18 protein-coding genes are annotated in these 19833 nt (G+C 63.2%); 12 read left to right on the top strand and 6 right to left on the bottom strand.

The genetic code is table 11. The features are described 5' to 3' along the window. Positions 1-23 precede the first annotated feature (23 nt). Positions 24-968, top strand: coding sequence for an isopenicillin N synthase family dioxygenase (locus tag RLDS_RS33205; protein ID WP_021224743.1), 945 nt, complete (start codon positions 24-26; stop codon positions 966-968). 57 nt (positions 969-1025) lie between these two features. On the opposite strand, the gene RLDS_RS33210 is transcribed toward RLDS_RS33205, so the two are convergent. Then, on the bottom strand, positions 1026-1409 hold the full coding sequence (locus RLDS_RS33210; RefSeq protein WP_021224744.1) for a dihydroneopterin aldolase: 384 nt from the start codon (positions 1407-1409) through the stop codon (positions 1026-1028). Between the two features lie 127 nt (positions 1410-1536). On the opposite strand from RLDS_RS33210, the gene RLDS_RS33215 reads away from it, so the two are divergent. The 4 genes from RLDS_RS33215 to RLDS_RS33230 are packed head-to-tail and all read left to right on the top strand — an operon-like array spanning position 1537 to position 4465. After that, a complete protein-coding gene (locus tag RLDS_RS33215; RefSeq protein WP_021224745.1) occupies positions 1537-2055 on the top strand; it encodes a GNAT family N-acetyltransferase in 519 nt (172 codons plus the stop codon). Between the two features lie 43 nt (positions 2056-2098). Further along, complete coding sequence (locus tag RLDS_RS33220) at positions 2099-2665, top strand: DUF1285 domain-containing protein (RefSeq protein ID WP_031297475.1); 567 nt, start codon at positions 2099-2101, stop codon at positions 2663-2665. Next, positions 2662-3273: a CoA pyrophosphatase gene (locus RLDS_RS33225; protein ID WP_021224747.1), complete on the top strand. Its 612-nt coding sequence runs from the start codon at positions 2662-2664 to the stop codon at positions 3271-3273. The genes RLDS_RS33220 and RLDS_RS33225 overlap by 4 nt, the downstream gene beginning before the upstream one ends. After that, positions 3254-4465, top strand: coding sequence for a CCA tRNA nucleotidyltransferase (locus tag RLDS_RS33230; RefSeq protein WP_021224748.1), 1212 nt, complete (start codon positions 3254-3256; stop codon positions 4463-4465). Before RLDS_RS33225 ends, RLDS_RS33230 begins: the two co-directional genes overlap by 20 nt. Here RLDS_RS33230 and RLDS_RS33235 read toward each other — a convergent pair. Further along, on the bottom strand, positions 4429-6069 hold the full coding sequence (locus tag RLDS_RS33235) for a putative bifunctional diguanylate cyclase/phosphodiesterase (RefSeq protein WP_021224749.1): 1641 nt from the start codon (positions 6067-6069) through the stop codon (positions 4429-4431). The two genes, RLDS_RS33230 and RLDS_RS33235, sit on opposite strands and share 37 nt — an antisense overlap. A gap of 171 nt (positions 6070-6240) precedes the next feature. Continuing rightward, the gene (parC, locus tag RLDS_RS33240; protein WP_021224750.1) at positions 6241-8529 is read right to left on the bottom strand and encodes a DNA topoisomerase IV subunit A; all 2289 of its coding nucleotides are present in this window, start codon (positions 8527-8529) and stop codon (positions 6241-6243) included. Positions 8530-8682: 153 nt separating this feature from the next. Here parC and otsB point away from each other — a divergent pair, with 153 nt between their 5' ends. The 5 genes from otsB to purC all read left to right on the top strand — a co-directional run bounded on the left by otsB (position 8683) and on the right by purC (position 13820). Beyond that, positions 8683-9450, top strand: a complete 768-nt coding sequence (otsB, locus tag RLDS_RS33245; RefSeq protein WP_021224751.1) for a trehalose-phosphatase — start codon at positions 8683-8685, stop codon at positions 9448-9450. An 87-nt stretch (positions 9451-9537) separates the two neighbouring features. After that, positions 9538-11322 (top strand): glycoside hydrolase family 15 protein, encoded by a 1785-nt coding sequence (locus tag RLDS_RS33250; protein WP_269078209.1) that lies wholly within the window; start codon positions 9538-9540, stop codon positions 11320-11322. After that, positions 11319-12725: an alpha,alpha-trehalose-phosphate synthase (UDP-forming) gene (otsA, locus tag RLDS_RS33255; RefSeq protein WP_021224753.1), complete on the top strand. Its 1407-nt coding sequence runs from the start codon at positions 11319-11321 to the stop codon at positions 12723-12725. Before RLDS_RS33250 ends, otsA begins: the two co-directional genes overlap by 4 nt. Positions 12726-12756: 31 nt before the next feature. Next, on the top strand, positions 12757-12891 hold the full coding sequence (locus tag RLDS_RS57170; RefSeq protein ID WP_021224754.1) for a hypothetical protein: 135 nt from the start codon (positions 12757-12759) through the stop codon (positions 12889-12891). Positions 12892-13037: 146 nt separating this feature from the next. Then, the gene (purC, locus tag RLDS_RS33260) at positions 13038-13820 is read left to right on the top strand and encodes a phosphoribosylaminoimidazolesuccinocarboxamide synthase (protein ID WP_021224755.1); all 783 of its coding nucleotides are present in this window, start codon (positions 13038-13040) and stop codon (positions 13818-13820) included. 37 nt (positions 13821-13857) lie between these two features. Here purC and RLDS_RS33265 read toward each other — a convergent pair whose 3' ends face one another. Together RLDS_RS33265 and RLDS_RS33270 are read right to left on the bottom strand one after the other, a co-directional pair. Then, entirely contained in the window at positions 13858-14607 is a 750-nt protein-coding gene (locus RLDS_RS33265; RefSeq protein ID WP_021224756.1) for a sulfite exporter TauE/SafE family protein, read from the bottom strand. Positions 14608-14676: 69 nt separating this feature from the next. Then, positions 14677-15900 carry a polyhydroxyalkanoate depolymerase gene (locus RLDS_RS33270; protein ID WP_021224757.1) on the bottom strand — a complete coding sequence of 408 codons (1224 nt, stop codon included), beginning with the start codon at positions 15898-15900 and terminating at the stop codon, positions 14677-14679. Positions 15901-16029: 129 nt separating this feature from the next. On the opposite strand from RLDS_RS33270, the gene RLDS_RS33275 reads away from it, so the two are divergent. Next, positions 16030-16686, top strand: a complete 657-nt coding sequence (locus RLDS_RS33275) for a glutathione S-transferase (RefSeq protein ID WP_021224758.1) — start codon at positions 16030-16032, stop codon at positions 16684-16686. Between the two features lie 40 nt (positions 16687-16726). Then, a complete protein-coding gene (locus RLDS_RS33280) occupies positions 16727-18391 on the top strand; it encodes a M28 family metallopeptidase (protein WP_021224759.1) in 1665 nt (554 codons plus the stop codon). A 16-nt stretch (positions 18392-18407) separates the two neighbouring features. Here RLDS_RS33280 and RLDS_RS33285 read toward each other — a convergent pair whose 3' ends face one another. Continuing rightward, positions 18408-19760, bottom strand: a complete 1353-nt coding sequence (locus RLDS_RS33285) for an alpha-galactosidase (protein WP_021224760.1) — start codon at positions 19758-19760, stop codon at positions 18408-18410. Positions 19761-19833 lie beyond the last annotated feature (73 nt).

The raw sequence follows: 19833 nt of genomic DNA on the forward strand, positions 1-19833 counted from the left end.
TTTGAAGACTATGGAGATAGAAAGTGTCGCAAACGGTGCTGGATCAGGTGCCTGTCCTGTCCATGGCGGACATGCCCAAGGCGGATTTCGCCCAAGCCTTCGGCCAATCCTTTCAGCGGTTCGGCTTCGCGATGGTGCGCGACCATGGCATGGACCCCAAATTGATCGACGATAGCTGGGCCATGGCGCGGCGCTTTTTCGATCTGCCCGAAGCGGTGAAACAGCGCTATGACGCCAAATATAATGGCGGGCAGCGCGGATATACCGCGTTCGGAACGGAAATCGCCAAGGGCGCGAGCGAGAATGACCTGAAGGAATTCTGGCATGTGGGCCGCGACCTGCCGGAAGGCGACCCGTTGGCGCAAAGCATGCCGCCCAATGTCTGGCCGGACGAATTGCCTGAATTCAAGCCGCTATTCGCCAGTCTCTATCGCGAGTTCGACCGGGTCGGCGCGGAGCTTCTGTCGGCCATCGCCCTTTATCTCGAGCTGCCCGAACGCTGGTTCGACGGACCGATCGAAAATGGCAATTCGATCCTGCGGCTGCTCCATTATCCGCCGGTGTCGCCCCACGCGCCGGGCATCCGCGCAGGCGCGCATGAGGATATCAACCTCATCACCCTGTTGCTGGGCGCCGAGGAAGGCGGGCTGGAACTCAAGGATCGCGATGGCAACTGGCTGCCGGTCGTGCCGCCGCCCGGCGCGCTGGCGATCAATGTCGGCGACATGCTCCAGCGGCTGACCAATCATGTGCTGCCATCGACCAGCCATCGCGTGGTCAATCCGCCGCCCGAAAGGCGCGGCCATTCGCGCTATTCGATGCCCTTCTTCCTGCATCTGCGCCCGGACTTCATGATCGACGCGCTGCCCCAGTGCGTGAGCGCCGACAATCCGCGCCGCGACCCGCCAATCAGCGCGCATGATTATCTGACCGAGCGATTGATCGAGATCGGGCTGATCAAGGCGTGATTGCCCATGGCGCTGGTTCCGGTCGGGTCCGACAATATCGGCCGGCCGAGCCAGCGCCTATCTGCGCCCGCGGCCGAGCGTAATGCCGATTTCCTCGCCGCGTTCGCTTAGCGCCAGCTTGACGATCTTCACCTCCACATGGCTGACCTTGTCGTCCTGAAGGAAGATGGTGTCGATGATATGATCGGCGACCGCCTCGATCAGCGTGAAATGCACGCCTTCGGGTAAGGCGGTCGAGGCCGCATGTTTGAGGTCCATATAGTTTTTGGACTGGCTGAGCGGCGTTTCCGGCTCGTAATGATTGGCGATTCGCAACCGGGCGCGGATCGAGATGCGCAACGGCTGGGGAAGATGCGTTTCTTCCGAATAAATGCCGGTGAGCACGTCGACATGGAGGTTATTGACCTCCAGCGTCAGAAAATCGTCAAAACCCGTGTGCATAGCCTGCCAACCATCGCCCGCGGCCTGACATCAGGCGGGGACTATTTTCTTTCCTTTTGCGGGGCGGGCGCTAAAGCCCCCGCTTCCGGCGCTGCCCCATGCGCCATAGATTGCGGATCGGCAAGTCGTGTCTGATATTATCCCCCTGGATGCCATCGCGCCGCAGTCCGTGGAAGCCCTGCTGGACGCGGCCTTCGGACCCGATCGCCATGGCCGGACCGCCTATCGCATCCGGGAAGGCATGACGTTCATTCCCGATCTTTCTGTGGCCATCGTCGATGCGGACAATGATCTGATCGGCACATTGCAAAGCTGGCCGGTCGCCCTGACGCAGTCCGACGGTCGGCAGATGCCGCTCATCATGATCGGGCCGGTCGCGGTCGCCCCCGCGCATCAGCAGGACGGGCATGGCCGGGCGATGATGGATGCCGTGATCGGCAAGGCTCGCGCATTGCGCACAGAACCGCTGATGATGATCGGCGATCCGGAATATTATGGCCGTTTCTGGGGATTTTCCGCCGATGGCACGGCCGGATGGGACGCGCCCGGACCGTTTGAAAAGCGCCGCCTGCTCGCGCTGTCGGTCGACGGGCGACCGGTTGAGGGCGAAGGCATGTTGACGCCCCGGGTCACGATCACGGCCTGATTCCCCCTTTGCCTTCCGCACGATGGGCACCTATCTCGAACACATGCCTATGGACCCCCTGCCCGATCTTGCCACCCTGTCGCTGTCCGACATTGCCCGGCTGCTCGCCGAGAAGAAATTGCCGCCGGTCGAGCAATGGAACCCCGACCATTGCGGCGACAGCGAGATGCGGATCGCGCGGGACGGCACCTGGTATCATCAGGGGTCGCCGATCGGCCGCGAAGCGATGGTGCGGCTATTTTCCACCATCTTGCGGCGCGAGGACGATGGCAGCCATGTGCTGGTGACGCCGGTCGAAAAGCTGGACATTGCGGTCGAGGACGCGCCCTTCGTTGCCGTCGAACTCAAGAGCGAAGGCGAAGGCCGCGATCGCGCGCTCGCCTTCCGGCTCAATACCGGCGACCTGGTGACAGCGGGGCCGGACCATGACCTGACCCTGCGCGATACGGACGATGGCCCCCGCCCTTATCTGCATGTGCGTGGCGGGCTGGAGGCGCTGATTGCGCGCAGCGTCTATTATGAGCTGATGAACCTGGCGCTGGAGGACGGCGGGGAGCCCGTTGGCCTCTGGAGCCATGGCGCCTTCTTCCCGCTGGACCGCGCCCGATGACACTGGCGTTGCGGCTACGCGCCGCGCTGGAGGAAGGGCATCGGCGGGCCGATCTGCTGCCGCTGTCCGACGTGCGCGATCCGCGGATAGAAGGCGAGATAGCATTGGCCCCGGCCGCCGTGCTGGTGGCGATCACCGATCGGCCGGAGCCGGGATTGATCCTGACCGAACGATCCACGGCGCTTCGCAAACATGCCGGGCAGGTCGCCTTTCCCGGCGGCCGCGTCGACCCGTCGGACGCCGATGAGGTCGCCGGCGCGCTGCGCGAGGCGCAGGAGGAGATCGCGCTGCCGCCCGATCAGGTCGACTTGATTGGCATATCCGATCGTTATCAGACCTTTACCGGTTTCGACATCGTGCCCGTGTTAGGCGTGATTCCGCCCGACCTGCCGCTACGCGCGCAGGAAAGCGAAGTGGCCTCCTGGTTTGAAGTCCCGCTCGCCTTCGCGCTCGATCCCGCCAATCGCATCCGCCGCGAAGTCGAATATGCCGGCGCGATGCGGGCCTATTATGAAATCCATTGGGAAGGCCGCCGCATATGGGGCATCACCGCCGCCATTCTCGCCAATCTGTCGCGCAGACTCGGCCATGACCGCCTTGCTGCCTGACGCGCCCTGGCGTCATCGGCCGGGCCTAGACGCGTTGCTGTTCGCGTTGGAGGCGAAGGATGGCCTGGCGCGCTATGTCGGCGGGGCCGTGCGTGACGGATTGCTGGGCCTGCCGGTCAATGATCTGGACATCGCCACATCGCTGCCGCCTACGGCGGTCATGGAACGCCTGCAGGATGGGGGAATCAAAGTTGTGCCGACCGGGATCGACCATGGCACGGTGACGGCCGTGCTGGCCGATGGTCCGGTCGAGATTACGACATTGCGCCGCGACGTCAGCACGGACGGCAGGCGCGCGACCATCGCCTATACCGACGACTGGCGCGAGGATGCAGCGCGCCGCGACTTCACGATCAACGCGCTGTACGCCGACCCGATGACAGGTGCGATCAGCGATTATTTCGGCGGTATCGCCGACCTGGAGGCGCGGCGGTTGCGCTTCATCGGCGACGCGGAGGCGCGGATTGCCGAGGATCATCTGCGCATCCTGCGCTATTTCCGGTTTCTGGCGCGCTATGGCGACAATGAGGTGGACAGCCATGCCTATGCCGCGTGCGTGGCAGCGTCCAACAGCCTGATGGCGCTGTCACGCGAACGGATCGCCGACGAATTGATGAAGCTGCTGGCGGTAGCCTCGCCGGTCACTGCCTTGCGCCTGATGGTCGAAGGCGGCATATTGCGGCCGGTGCTGCCGGAAGTCGCGATGGACGGCGTCGATCGGGTAGAAGCGCTGATCGCGCGGGAGGCCAAGGCCAGTCTGCCCGCGTCGGCCGTGCGGCGGCTTGCCGCGCTGCTGCCGCCGGATGCAGCGGTGGCCGATCAGGTCGGCGCGCGGCTGAAGCTGTCAAACAAGGCGCGCAAGCGGCTGGCAGTGGCGCTGGCACGGGATGGCGCGGGAGAGAGCATGAAGGCTCTGGCATTTCGCATCGGGACGGAAGGCGCGATCGACCGGTTGCTGCTGGAGAGCGCCCGGCCGGTCGAGGCGCTGGAGCAGTTGCGAGGGTGGACGCCGCCCAAGCTGCCGATCAGCGGCGGCGCCCTGATCAAGCGCGGCCTGACGCCGGGGCCGGATGTGGCCAAGGCCCTGCAACAGGTTGAGCGGCAATGGGTGGCGGAAGATTTTCCCGATGAGGACCGGGTGCAGCAACTGGCCGATCAGATCGTTTCGAAATTCCAGCGCGCGCGCCAATAGTCGAAGGCGTCGGTTTCGTTCATCGGGCGCGCGAAATAATAGCCCTGCCCTTGCCAGCAACCCATATTCTGAAGCTGGAGCGCGAGCGCCTGGGTTTCGATGCCCTCCGCCGTAACCTTGAGATTGAGCGATTCCGCGAGCGACAGGATGGTCCGCACGATCACCATCTTGTCATGATCCTCCAGCATGGACGACACGAAGCTGCGGTCGATCTTGAGGATATCGATCGGGAGGCTGTGCAGGCTTGCCAAGTTCGAAAAGCCCGTGCCGAAATCGTCCATCGCGATCGACATATTGAGATCCTTTAGCGCGACCAGCCATTTGCGCGCCTTGTCAGGATCGGCCACGATCGCACTCTCGGTCAGTTCGGCGGTCATGCGCCGACCATCTATCCCGGCATAGCGGACCGCTTCTTCGAACATGCTCTCCACGTCATCGCGCGCAATCTGGATGGCCGACACATTGACGTTGACGCCCACGGGCAGCGGCTGGCCATATTTCGCGTCCCAGCGCGACAGGGCCTGCGCGGCTTCATAGGCGGCCCAACGCCCCAGGGAGGTGATGAGCCCGCTTTCTTCGGCAACCGCGATAAATTCGGTCGGGGGCACATTGCCCAGTTCCGGGTCGTTCCAGCGCGCCAGGGCTTCAAAACCCGTGATTTCGCCGGTCTGAAGGTGAATGAGCGGCTGATAGGCGAGCGACAATCCACCCTGCGACAAGGCGTCGCGCAGGCGGCTTTCAATCGAGAAGCGACGTTGCGCCTCCTTGAGCACGCCATTGCGATAGATTTCGACCTTGCCCGTCCGCTTGGCGATCTTGACCGCAGCCTGCGCCTTGCGAACGACATCATCGGGGTCTTCTTCGAGGTCCAGCGACAGCGCACAGCCGATGGCGCAATCGACGCGAATTTGCAGGTCGCTTAGTCGAATGGGGGATCCCATCGCTTCCTGAATTCTCTGAACGATGTGAAGAGCGTCCGACAAGCCATTGTTGAGGCGAGCGAAAATCGCGAAATCATTGCCGCCGATTCGGGCGAGAACATCGCCTTGGCGCAGGCAGGATTTGAGGCGCTTCGCCACAGTGATGAGCAATTCGTCGCCGGCCATCGGCCCCAGCGATTCATTGACCCGGCTGAAGCGGCTGAGGTCAATGGCGATGATGCCGAATTGCGCCATGTCGGGCCAGACGCCATTTTTCAGGCGATCGTCAATTTCCTCGCCAAAGCCGGTGCGGTTGGGGAGCGCAGTCAGCCCGTCGGCCAGCAATTCGCGCCGAAGATTCTTTTCAATCGCCCGTTCGTTGGTCCGGTCCGTCGCCGTGAACAAAAGCAAATGCTGCGCCGGGTCGTCGCTGTGCAACCGACCGATGGTGCACATATGATATTCCGGCCCGAGCTTTCCGTCGCGCCGCGTTTCGAAAATTACATTGTCCTTGCCCGAGTCAATGAAGTCGCGGATGCGTTCGGCCCAGACCGAGTTTGGCAGGATATCGGCGGGACTGACCCGCCCCTGTTCCATCGCCTGATTGAAGCGGGCGTTGCCCGCGATCACCGAAAGCCCGGCCCCCCGATAGGCCACGATTGCAGCCGCCTGCGGCAGCGCCATGAGGAACTCGGCGGGATCTTCAAGCGAGCAAACGCAAGGGCCCGCGTCACCGCAGCTAGCTTCGCTACGGATCGTCTGAGCCAGCCGAGGACGCACGGACGCGGATTCCATGGCACCGGGCTAGGGCGATTAGGTAAATATTCCGAAAACGAAATTCCGATTTAGAACAATTTAGAAGCGATTATCGCGCGGAAATCCATTGGGGGGCATCCGGCCGGCAGCACCTCTGGCAACCTTCCACGGCGTCATGTCGGTTTCATTGCGGGTTCGACCGGAGTCGCCCCCCATGGCCCAGGTCAACCCGTCGGCGAGACGGAAAGCGATGGCGTCCGACAGGCCACCGTCGCGATATCGCTGAAGCTGAACCCCCTGCCCGCGCGCCATGCGGGGCATTTCGGTGATGGCGAACACCAGCAATTTGCGGTTCTCGCCAATGACCGCGATGCTGTCGGCTTCGGCCGGCACGGGATAGACGACGGCCAGCCGCGCGCCGGCGCGAACATTCACCACCTGCTTGCCCTTGCGTGTTTCGGCCATGATGTCGGATGTCGCGGCAATGAATCCGCGCCCATCGGAGGAGGCGAGCAATAATTCTCCGCCGGGTCGTGCGGGCATCAGGGCCACGATCGCGCCTTCATTGTCCATATCGACAAGAGAGCGCACCGGATCGCCAAAGCCGCGACCACCGGGCAATTTGTCCGACGACAGGGTGAAGACGCGCCCGGTGGAGGTCGCCAGCAACAGCTTGTCGGTCGTATAGGCGTGAAAGGCGAATTGCGGCCCGTCGCCTTCCTTGAACTTGAGCGTATCGGCGGCGGCAAGGTCGCGGTGGCCGCTCATCGCGCGTATCCAGCCGCGTTCGGAGAGGATCACGGTGATCGGCTCACGCTCGATCATCGCTTCCAGCGGAATTTCGCGCGCGGGCGCGGCTTCCTCGACCAGGGTGCGCCGGCGGCCCAGATCGGTGTCGGGACCATAGCGCTTGCGCAGGGCGGCAAGGTCCTTCTTGAGCCGGGTGCGCTGCCGGGCCGGGCTTTCGACCAGCTTTTCAAGCTCATCGCGCTCTTTCAGCAATTCGCCATGTTCGCGGCGAAGCTCCATTTCCTCCAGCTTGCGCAAGCTGCGCAGCCGCATGTTGAGGATCGCTTCGGCCTGGCGGTCGGTGAGGCTAAATTCGGCCATCATCACCTCCTTTGGCTCATCCTCCGTGCGGATGATCTCGATAACCCGATCGAGGTTCAGATAGGCGATGATATAGCCGTCAAGCAGTTCGACCCGGGCCGCGATCTTGTCGAGCCGGTGACGCGCGCGCCGGACCAGCACGTCGATCTGATGCCGCAGCCATTCGACCAGCAACGGCTTCAAGCCCAGCACCCGTGGCGTGTGGGTGGCGTCGAGCACGTTCAGATTGAGCGGAAAGCGGTTTTCCAGGTCGGTCAGGCGAAACAGGCTGTCCATCAGCAGTTGATCGTCGACCGTGCGGGCGCGCGGTTCGATGACGATGCGAATCTCGGCGTCGGATTCGTCGCGCACGTCGGCCAGGATCGGCAACTTCTTGTCATTGATCAGCGCCGCGATCTGCTCGATCAGCTTCGACTTCTGCACCTGATAAGGAATTTCGGTGACGACCGCGATCCAGGTGCCGCGGCCATGATCCTCCTTGTGCCAGCGCGCGCGCGTGCGGAAGGCGCCTCGTCCGGTGGCATAGGCTTCGGCAATGATCGACGAGCTGTCCACCAGCACGCCGCCGGTCGGAAAGTCAGGCCCCCGCACGATCTGCATCAACGCCGCATGATCGGCATCGGGGTCGTCGATCAGCAGATTGGCGGCGTCGATCAGTTCAGCGACATTATGCGGCGGGATGCTGGTCGCCATGCCGACCGCGATGCCGCTGGCGCCATTGGCGAGCAGATTGGGGAACAGGCCGGGAAACACCTCCGGCTCCTCGTCCTCGCCATTATAGGTCGGTCGGAAATCGACCGTGCCTTCGTCCAGCCCCGCCATCAGGTCGGCCGCCGCCTGGGTCAACCGCGCTTCGGTATAGCGCATGGCCGCGGCATTATCGCCGTCGATATTGCCGAAATTCCCCTGCCCGTCGATCAGCGGCGTGCGCAGGGAAAAGTCCTGCGCCAGCCGCACCATGGCGTCATAGACCGACGCGTCGCCATGGGGGTGATATTTGCCGATCACGTCGCCCACGACACGAGCGCATTTCTTGTAGGCGGTGGTGTTCCGCGCAGGATTGGCCGAGAGTATGTCGGCGCTGGCCCCGCCCGGCTCCATCCGCAGCAGCCGCATCGCCCAGAGCAGGCGGCGATGCACGGGCTTCAACCCATCGCGCAGGTCCGGCAGCGACCGCGCGGTGATGGTCGAGAGCGCATAGACGAGATAGCGCTGCGAGAGCGCTTCATCGAAAGGATGGTCCTTGATGGCGTCGAACGGGTCGCGAAAGTCTGTCATTCCCTCCGGGATAGCAGCGCCCGCCGCTTTGGCAAAGATGGCAGTCCGTCGCACAGGCATCGTCCATTCCCCATGGTGATCTGAGGATATTTTTTGCGTGCGCTGCACCATAAGAGGGGTTGCGGTTTGAACGGGAAGCGCCACTTTGCCCCCGTGTCTGATTCTGCTTCCTCCCCAAACCCCGCCCCGCTCCCCGCCCCGTCCGTCGGCCTGCTGGATGGCGCGTCGCTTTTTCTGGATTTTGACGGCACGCTCGCGCCGATCGCCGATACGCCCTGCGGGGTTCAGGTGGATGACGATCTGATCGCGACGCTGCTGCGGCTGCGCGATGCGCTGGACGGGCGGCTGGCGATCGTCAGCGGCCGGTCGGTCGCGACGCTGCGGGATTTTGGCTTTACCGACTTCCTGATTGCCGGGACGCACGGGCTGGAATTTGCCGCGCCTGGCGCGGACATCGATGGGCCCGCGCGCCTGCCGGCGATCGATGCGGTTGAGGACGCATTCAACGCTTTTGTCGCGGACAAGCCCGGCATGCTCGTCGAACGCAAGACCATCAGCGTCGGTCTGCATTTTCGCGGTGCGCCGCAATGGGGCGATGAAGCTCGCGCGCTCGCCATGGCGCTGGCCGCCGACCATGATCTGGCGGTGCAACCGGGCAAGATGCTGTTCGAATTGCGACCGGGCGGAGCGGACAAGGGCAGCGCGGTGCGCCGGTTGATGACGCAGGCGCCCATGGCCGGCGGCGTTCCTGTCTTCATCGGCGACGATGTGACGGACGAGGAGGGCTTCGCCGCCGCTGCCGAGCAAGGCGGCGCGGGCATCCTGGTCGGCCCGTCGCGATCGACTTTTGCCGCCTTCGGATTGGAACAGGTTGCCGCCGTCAGGCATTATCTGGCGGAAGGGGCTGCCCGGCTCGGCTGAACGGCGGCCTATCGGCTTGGGTTGCGGTCAAAAGGGGGCAGAAACATCAGCAACAGCAACGGCGAGACGCACGCGAACGAACAGACGCTGGACCTGTGGCCCATCGGCAATTGCCAGGCGTCGGCCCTGATCGACCGCGCCGGGCGCATGGTCTGGGGCTGCGTGCCCCGTGTGGACGGCGACCCTGTCTTTTCCGCCCTGCTCGACGACCAAGCCTGGGATGATCCGGACGCGCGCGGTTTCTGGGCGATCGAGCTGGAAAATGTCGTCGCGGTCGAACAACATTATATCCGCAACACGCCGATCCTGGTGACGCGCCAGCGCGACGCGCAGGGCAATGCCATCGAAACCTATGATTTCTGCCCGCGCCATCGGCACAAGGGGCGCATGTATCGCCCGGTCGCTTTTGTACGCATCGTGCGCCCCGTCGCGGGCAGCCCGCGCATTCGCGTGCGGCTGCGCCCGACGACCAGCTGGAACGCGGAAAAGGTGCCGATCAGCTACGGCTCCAACCATATCCGCATGGTGCTGTCCTATATGGCGATGCGGGTGTCGACCAATGCGCCCATCGGCCTCATCAGCCAGGAAAGCTGGTTCCGGCTGGAAGCCGACATGCATTTCTTCATGGGCCCGGACGAAGGCTTTTCCGACGCGCTGCGCCCCGCGATCGAGCGGATGCTGGACGACACCATCCTGGAATGGCAGGTGTGGGTGCGCGGGCTGGCGATCCCGGCCGAGTGGCAGGAGGCGGTCATCCGTTCCGCCATCACTCTGAAACTGTGCCAGCATGAGGAAACCGGCGCGATCGTCGCGGCGCTGACCACGTCCATTCCCGAACATGCCGATAGCGGCCGGAATTGGGACTATCGCTACTGCTGGGTGCGCGACGCCTATTATACGGTCGAAGCGCTCAACCGGCTCGGCGCGCTCGACGTGCTGGAATCCTACCTCGTCTATCTGCGCAACATCGTCGATGGCGCCAAGGGCGGGCATATCCAGCCGCTCTATGACGTGCGCGGCAACGCCACGCTGACCGAATGGGAGGCGGATGGCCTGCCGGGCTATCGCGGCATGGGGCCAGTGCGCGTCGGCAACGCGGCCTATGAACAGATACAGCATGATGCCTATGGGCAGATCGTCCTGTCATCGGTGCAGGGCTTTATCGACCAGCGGTTGCTGCGGATGGCGGGCCACGCCGATTTCGAGGCGCTGGAGGCGGTCGGCGAGCGCGCTTGGCAAGTGTATGACAAGCCGGACGCAGGTCTGTGGGAATTGCGCACGCGCGCCCATGTGCACAGCTATAGCGCGGTCATGTGCTGGGCGGCGTGCGATCGGCTGGCCCATGCGGCCAAGGCGATCGGGTTGGAGATGCGGGCGGCCTATTGGGAAAATCGCGCGGAAACGATGCGGGCGCGCATCCTGGACGCAGCCTGGCGCAGCGACAGCAATGCGATATCGGCCAATTTCGAGGATGATTCGCGCGACGCGTCCTTGCTGCAACTGCTTGACCTGCGCTTCCTGAGCGCCGATGATCCCAAATTCATCGGTACATTGGCGGCGCTGGAGGCCGATTTGCGGCGCGGCAACGACATGCTGCGCTACAGCGCGCCCGATGATTTTGGCGAGCCGGTGACGGCGTTCAACGTCTGCACATTCTGGCTGATCGAGGCGCTGCATCGCACCGGCCGCACCGAAGAAGCGCGCGAATTGTTTGAAGTCATGCTGTCGCGGCGCACCGCCGCGGGCCTGTTGTCGGAGGATATCGACCCCGTGACCGGGGAATTATGGGGCAATTATCCCCAAACCTACTCGTTGGTCGGCATCATCAATTGCGCCGTCTTGCTGAGCAAACCTTGGAGCGCGATGCGATGAGCCGCCTGATTATCATCTCCAACCGGGTCAGTCGCCCCAGCAAGAACGGCAATCAGGGCGGGCTGGCCGTCGCGCTATCGCAAGCGCTGCGCGAGAGCCGGGGCATATGGGTCGGCTGGTCGGGCGAAGTGACGAACAATTTTACCGGGCATATCGGCTTTGCCGAATATGACGGCGTCAAGACCGCGACGATCGACCTGGAAGAACAGGATGTCGACGAATATTATAATGGCTACGCCAACAAGACGCTGTGGCCGCTTTTCCACTTCCGCATCGACCTCGCTGAATATGCGCGCGATTTCGAAGGGGGCTATAATCGCGTCAACAAGCGCTTTGCCGAGACGACCAGCCCGCTGATCGAACCGGACGACATCATCTGGGTCCATGATTATCACATGATCCCGCTGGGCCAGATGCTGCGCGACCGCGGCCTTAAAAACCGGATGGGCTTCTTCCTCCACATCCCCTGGCCGCCGACGCGCCTTCTGGTGTCGCTGCCGCATCACACCAAGCTGGTGAGTTCGCTCTTCGCCTATGATGTGGTGGGATTTCATACCGAGGAATGGCTCGAATCCTTCCGCCATTATGTCGAGAAGGAAATGGGCGGCAAGGTCGATGGCGACTTCGTCACGGTCGGCGACCGGACAATCCAGGCGATCGCCTGCCCCATCGGCATCAACGCGGAGGAATTTGCCGACGCCGCCGTCAGCGACGCCGCCAAGGATATGTACGGGCAGGTCCGCGCGTCCTTGCAGGATCGGTCGCTGATCGTGGGCGTCGACCGGCTGGATTACAGCAAGGGTCTGGAGGAGCGCTTCAACGGCTATGCCCGGTTCCTGAAAGACCATCCCGAACATCATCGCCAGGTCGTGCTGACGCAGATCGCGCCGCCGTCGCGCGGGGAAGTCGAAAGCTATCGCGACATTCGCGCGACGCTGGATTCGCTCGCCGGGCGGATCAATGGCGAATATAGCGATGTCGACTGGACGCCGATCCGCTACGTCAACCAGGGTTATCCGCGCGATAAGCTGGCGGGCATCTACCGCGCGGCGCGGATCGGGCTGGTGACGCCGCTGCGCGACGGCATGAACCTGGTCGCCAAGGAATATGTCGCGGCGCAGGACCCGGAAGATCCTGGCGTGTTGGTGCTGTCGCGCTTTGCGGGCGCGGCGATCCAGCTGCGCGACGCGCTGCTCATCAACCCCTATAGCAGCGAGGAAATGTCGGACGCGATCAACCGCGCGCTGGCCATGCCGCTGGACGAACGCAAGCGCCGCTGGCGCTCGATGATGGACAGCGTGGAAACACAGGATATCAGCTGGTGGCGTCAGACGTTTACGGAACGGCTGACGGCGGCCGAACCGATTCCCAAGGAGGCCGCCATCGCACGGGCGGAGGGTTGAGCGCCTTCACAGCGCTCGCTAGGCTGCGTTGATGCAGCGGGATGATGACAAGGAGGCGGGCGGGCCGTGGGCCGCCATTCAGGCGCGCTCGGGCGTCATCATCGCCGCAGTGGGACTGGTTGCCTGGGTCGCGCTGCTCTGGTTCATGTTTGGCGATGTGCTCTAGCCGGGGGATAGCGTTCCCGCCCGCCAATTGCACCGGCGGTGAGATTGTTCTATGGGCCTGCGCGAACAGCCCCGGCACCCGCTGATCCTTTTCGATTCGCGATTGCCGGGGCGCATTGTTTTTGAGAAAAAAGGTCAGGAACGCGCATGGCCCGTCGCCGCCAGATTTACGAAGGCAAGGCAAAGATCCTTTATGAAGGCCCCGAACCGGGCACGATCATCCAATATTTCAAGGATGACGCCACCGCCTTCAACGCGCAGAAGAAGGGCACGATTTCCGGGAAGGGCGTGCTGAACAACCGCATTTCCGAGCATGTCTTCACCCTGCTCGGCCAGATCGGCGTGCCGACGCATTTCATCCGCCGCCTCAATATGCGCGAGCAACTGATCCGCCAGGTCGAAATCGTGCCGATCGAGGTGATCGTGCGCAATGTTGCCGCCGGGTCGCTCTCCAAGAAGCTGGGGATCGAGGAAGGCACGCAGCTGCCGCGCACACTGATCGAATATTGCTACAAGGACGACGCGCTGGGCGATCCACTCGTGTCCGAGGAACATATCGCCTGCTTCGGCTGGGCGACGCAGGAGGAAATGCACGATATTGCCGACATGGCGATCCGCGTGAATGATTTCCTGTGCGGCCTGTTTGCGGGCATCGGCATCCGCCTCATTGACTTCAAGCTGGAGTTCGGACGGCTTTATGACGGCGATTACAGCCGCATCATCCTGGCCGACGAGATCAGCCCGGACGGTTGCCGCCTGTGGGACATGGCCACCAACGAGAAACTGGACAAGGACCGGTTCCGCCGCGACCTGGGCGGCGAAGTCGAAGCCTATCAGGAGGTCGCGCGGCGGCTGGGGCTGCTACCCGAGGGGCTGGACACCACTGTCCTCGACCTCGACACGCATCGCAAGAAGCGCGAAAAGGAATAAGGCAAAGGCCGGCAACAGCGCCGGCCTTTTTTCTGGCTCACGCCAGCAACGCGTCGGCCATCAGCTTGAGGCCGAGCAGGATCATCAAAATATAGATGAGCGTATAGAAACGCGCCGGATCGACCCGCCGCACCAGCGCGACGCCGGCAAATGTCGACAGGATCGCGACCGGCGCCAGCATCGCGGTGGCCATCAGATTGTCGCGGCTGAACTGGCCGAGCGCGGCATAGGCCGGCACCTTCATCCAGTTCATCGCCGCAAAGGCGAAGGCGGTGGTGCCAACCAGCATGTCGCGGGTCAGTCGCTTGGGCAGGACCCACATCTGGAACGGTGGCGAACCGGCATGGGCGATCTGACTGGTAAAGCCGCTGGCGATGCCGAACAAAAAACCGACCCAGGCAGGGGAGTTGGACGGCAGCGTGATCGCCCCGCCGCGTTCCACCCATAATCTTTGCAGGCCGAACAGGACGGAAATGGCGCCCAGTACGCCCAGAACCGCCACCTCTGACACCTGAGCGGCAAAAAACCAGCCCAGCAGGATGCCAACGGCCGCACCCGGCAGGATGACGGCCAGAATATGACCATCCCAACTGCGACGATAGGCCCAGACGCCGACAGCGTCCTGCAAGATCAGGATCGGCAGCAGGATCGCCGCGCCGCGAACCGGGTCAATTGCGAGCGCCATCACCGGCATGGCAAGCGCCCCAATGCCTGCAAAGCCCCCTTTCGCCAGTCCCGACAGGATGACGGCAGCAAGCGCACAGGCAATGTACAGCGGATCAGCCATCAAGGGGGATCAGCGAGAGGTCGCTAAATAGAAACAGTCTGGCCATGAGGAGGCCAAAGGCGATCGGCGTCAATTCATCGCCAGGATCATGTTCCGAACCTGGGGATAGACCTGCTTTTCCCATTTGCTGCCGGAAAAGACACCATAATGGCCGACCCCGGGCTGAAGATGATGGCGCTTGAGATGTGGGCGCAGGCCGGTGCACAATGCATGCGCGGCAGATGTCTGCCCGACCGCACAAACGTCATCGCGCTCCCCCTCGACCGTCAGCAGCGCCGTCTTGTGGATAGCGCCGGGATCGATCCTGCGGCCGCGCACGGTCAGTTCCCCCTTAGCCAGCAGGGCGCGCTGGAACACCATGTCGACGGTTTCGAGATAAAATTCCTTGGTCATGTCGAGGACCGCGAAATATTCCTCGTAGAAAGTCTTGATCTTGTCGGCTTCTTCCGTCTTGCCGTCAGCCAGCAACTGGTAGAGTTCGCGATGCTGCGCCCCGTGCCGATCCATGTTCATGGACATGAAGGCGGACAATTGCAGAAAGCCGGGATAGACTTCACGCCCACGTCCGGCATAGCGAAACGGGACGACCGAAATCAGATTTTCCTCAAACCATTTAATCGGCTTTTCATTGGCGAGGTCGTTGACGACGGTGGGCGCGGCATTGGGGTCGATCGGCCCGCCCATCAGCGTCATGGATCGCGGAGTCGCCTTGTCCTGATCTTCCGACATCAGCGCAACTGCCGCCATCGCCGGCACGCAGGGCTGGCATACGGACACAAGATGCGCGCCCTCCCCCAGTTCCTGCAGAAAGCGGATCACATAGTCGACATAGTCGTCAAAGCCGAAACGGCCGGCAGACAGCGGCACGTCGCGCGCATTTTTCCAGTCGGTGATGTAGACGTCATGATCGCGCAGCAATGTTGCGACCGTGCTGCGCAGCAAGGTGGAGAAATGGCCGGACATGGGCGCGACGACCAGCACGCGCGGCTGCTCGACCGAGACATCATCCTTCACGAAATGCAGCAGGTCGCCAAAGGGCAGGTCGAGCGCGATTTCCTCTCGCACGGCGACATCCGCATTGCCGCTTTGCACCATCTGGATATCATAGGCCGGGCGCTTGTGCGTCAGTTTCGCGCCCTGAAACACGTCCATCAGCGCAAACATGCGACGCGGCATTGCCCATTCGGCCATCGGTCCCATGGTCTTGCGCAGGCTGAGCGCCCATTCCGTGCCCAGGCGCGCGGGCGCCAGCATGTCGTTCCAGGCCTGATAGCCGCTGTAGAGCATCCGCATGATCGCACTTTTGCCTTATATTGACCCTGTGACCCGAATCGGTTCTTTCCTGAAACGCTATACAGGCATTTTCTATTGCACTGCATCATCATAAATGGGAGTTAATGGCCGATAGCGAGGGGTAAAGCCATGGCCGATGCGCAACTCACTCTTTCCAGCCGCACTTATTCGTCCTGGTCGCTGCGCGGTTGGCTATTGTGCCGACTCGCGGGGCTGACGGTTCGGGAAAAGATGGTTGCCCTGGACGATCCCGACAATCGCGCGGAGTTGCTACTGCTCTCCCCCTCTGTTCTGGTGCCGCGCCTGACGCATGAGGGCGCAAGCGTGTGGGACACGCTGGCGATCGCGGAATATCTGCACGAACTCTATCCGGACCGGGGCATGTATCCCGCTGACCGTATCGCCCGCGCGCATTGCCGGTCGGTATCGGGCGAAATCCATTCGGGCTTCATCAATCTGCGCTCCGCGCTGCCGATGAACCTGAAAGTCCGGCACGACCGCTTCCCGATCTTCCCCGGCGCCCGCCCCGATATCGAGCGGGTGGAAACCATATGGGCGGAATGCCTGAGCGACTATGGCGGCCCCTGGCTGTTCGGCGCATCGCCCACCGTGGCCGACGCCATGTTCGCCCCGGTTGTGCAGCGGTTCCTGACCTATGCGGTGGCCGTCAATCCGACGTCCGCCGCTTATTGCGAGACAGTCAATGAATGGACGCTGATGCGCGAATGGATCGACGCCGCCCGCCAGGAACCGGACGAAATGATCGAGCTGGAAACCGAGTTCTAGGGCCTTTCGCCTTCGTCTTTGGGCAGTTAAGGCTAAGGCCATGACTGTTCGCACACTGATCCTGGCCCTAGGCCTGTCCGCCGCCCCTCTCCTCCCCACCATCGTGCAGGCTCAGACGATCGCGCCGGATCGGCTGGAATCGTCCGTCCGCACGCTGGCGTCAGACCTGTTTCAGGGCCGTGCGCCCGGCACGATCGGGGAGGAACGGACAATCGGCTATCTGATCGGCCGGTTCGAGGCGCTGGGTCTGGAGCCGGGCGGCCCTGACGGCCAATGGGTGCAGACCGTGCCGTTGCTGCACACTCGCCTGGGCAAGCCGTCGCGGCTGGCCGTGACGCAAGGCGCCGAAACGACGCCCTGGACCTTTGGCGAGAATGTCTATGTATCGACGCTGCAACCCAGGAATGAAGTCAGCATCGACAAGGCGCCGATGGTCTTTGTCGGCTATGGCGTGTCCGCGCCGGAACGGGGCTGGGACGATTTCAAAGGCGTCGACCTCAAAGGCAAGGTGGCGGTCTTCCTGGTCAATGACCCCGATTTCGAAGCGGTGAAGGGGGAGGATGCGGTCGGCAAGTTCGGCGGCAAGACCATGACCTATTATGGCCGCTGGACCTACAAGTTCGAGGAAGCCGCGCGGCGCGGTGCGATCGGCGCGCTGATCGTGCATGATACGCCCGGTGCGGGCTATGGCTGGAATGTGGTGATAAGTCCGGCCGGCGAAAATTACGATCTGGTGCGCCCCGCCGACAGGCTGACAAGCCTTCAGTTACAGGGCTGGATCGCAGGTGATGCGGCCAAGGCGCTGTTCGCCGGCGCGGGTCAGGATCTGGCCGCGCTGCGCAGGCAGGCGCGATCCGCCGCTTTCAAGCCGGTCGAACTCAAGGGCACGACATTTTCAGCCAGCTTCCCGGTAACGCAGGATGTCGTGCAGAGCGCCAATGTGCTCGCGCGCATTCCGGGGGCCAAGCGCCCTGACGAAACCGTCATGTATGGCGCGCATTGGGATGCTTATGGCAAGGGCGAACCCGATGCGCAGGGCCGGATCTATCGCGCCGGGGCCAATGACGACGCGCTGGGCGTCGCCGCCATGTTCGAGATCGCCCGCGCGTTCAAGGCCGGGCCGAGGCCAGACCGTTCGGTCCTGTTTGCCGCCTGGACGGCCGAGGAACGCGGCCTGCTGGGGTCCGAACATTATGCGCTCAATCCCGTCTATCCGCTCGACAAGACGGTCGCCAACCTGACCATCGACATTCTTCAGACCGCCGGCAAGGCGAAGGATGTCATTCTGGTCGGCAAGGGGCAGAATATGCTGGAGGACGACCTTGCCCGCTTCGCCGCGAAGCAGGGGCGCGTCGTGACGCAGGAAAGCCTGCCCGAACGCGGGCTTTTCTATCGCGCCGATCATTTCTCCATGGCCAAGCGCGGCGTCCCTGTGCTGCTGATGATGGGCATTGCCGGGGCGTCGGACCTGGTTGAGGGTGGCCGGACCGCCGGTCAGGCCTGGGTCGATGCCTATACCGGCAAATGCTATCACCAGGCCTGTGATGCGGTGGACGATAGCTGGAACCTGGACGGCGCGGCGCAGGACATCGACCTGATGCTCGACATTGGCCGGGAGCTCGCCACGTCGGACCGCTGGCCCGAATGGAAGCCGGGGTCCGAGTTCAAGGCCATCCGCGACAAAAGCGCAGCTGTCCGGCAGTGACCGGCGTCGGGCCGGTTCAACGCAATAGATAGAGCGCCGCACCATGTGCCGGCAAAGCGGCGGCGACGCGCTCTGCTTGTGACCCCAGCGCCTTTCCGGCCCACAGGTCGCGCACGGCGACGGGCTGGCTGAGGCCGAGAGTTTTGAGGTCGATGCCGACCTCGCGCGTCTTGTCGCTGGTGTTGAACAGCGCCAGATAGCGGCCGCCACCATCCTCCGCCGTGGCGGACCAGATGCGCGTGCCATCCTCGATGAAATGCGGGCGATTGTCGCGGCTCGCCTGGTTGACCGCAATCACCTCCCGATTGGTGAGCAGCGCCAGGGTCGCGGCGTCGAGATGGCGCAGGTCGCCGCCCATGATCAGCGGCGAACGGGCAATCGCCCAGAGCGTCATCAGCGTGCGCTGCTCGTCAGGCGTGAAGCGGGTATCGCGTTCGCCCAGCGCCAGCCGGCCGAGCGGCAGCATGTCGGCGTCAGGCCAGCTGTCCGGCCCACGCCAGGGCGTCCAGTTTTCCAGGCGCGTGAACTGCGCCTCCAGCATCGGCCATTCATCCCAGAAATCATCGGAGATGCGCCACATCTGCGCATATTTGCGGACATGACCGCCCCGGATCACCGGTGTTTCGCCGGGGGAGAGGCTGAGGATGATGGGACGTCCAGTCGCCTGGATCGCCTTGTGCGCCGCCTCGATCTCCGCCGCATGCGCGTCATAGGGGCGGCTCATATCGTCCATCTTGACGAAGTCGACGCCCCAGTCGGCATAGAGGCGGAAGATGCTGTCATAATAGGCCTGCGCGCCGGGACGGGCCATGTCCACGCCATACATGTCCGGGTTCCAGGAGCAGATGCTGGTCCGGTTGGCAATGTCGGCGGCGCGATATTTGGTGCCAAGGATCGGCAGGTTTGCCTCCACCGCCGCGCGCGGAATGCCGCGCATGACATGAATGCCGAATTTGAGGCCCAGCGCATGTACTGCCTGCGCCAGCGGCGCGAAGCCCTTGCCGCCTGCGCTGGAGGGAAAGCGATTGGGCGCGGGGATCATCCGGCCATAGGCGTCCATCGCTGGTTTGGGCTTTGCGTTATAGCTGTAGCTGGATGCTTCGGGTTCATACCACTGGATATCGACCGTGAAGATGTCATAGCCGAAGGGCAGCAGCTTATCCGCCATGATCCGCGCGGTTTCGCGCGCCTGCGCTTCAGTGATGGTGGTGGCAAAGCTGTTCCAGCTGTTCCAGCCCATCGGCGGACGGGGCGCCAGCAGCGATGCCCCATCGGCGGCGCGGCGTTGTGGGGCTTGCGCGACTGCGGCCGCCGTCAACCCGGCCATGCTGCCCGCCAACATCGTGCGGCGGCTTGTTTGCAAATGCATCCTCTTCATTTGTAGGAGTAAACCGCAGCCAGCCTGTCAGATCAAGCGCTAAGCGCTTGGCGGACAGTCACAG

Source organism: Sphingobium lactosutens DS20 (assembly GCF_000445105.1).
Classification (GTDB): domain Bacteria; phylum Pseudomonadota; class Alphaproteobacteria; order Sphingomonadales; family Sphingomonadaceae; genus Sphingobium; species Sphingobium lactosutens.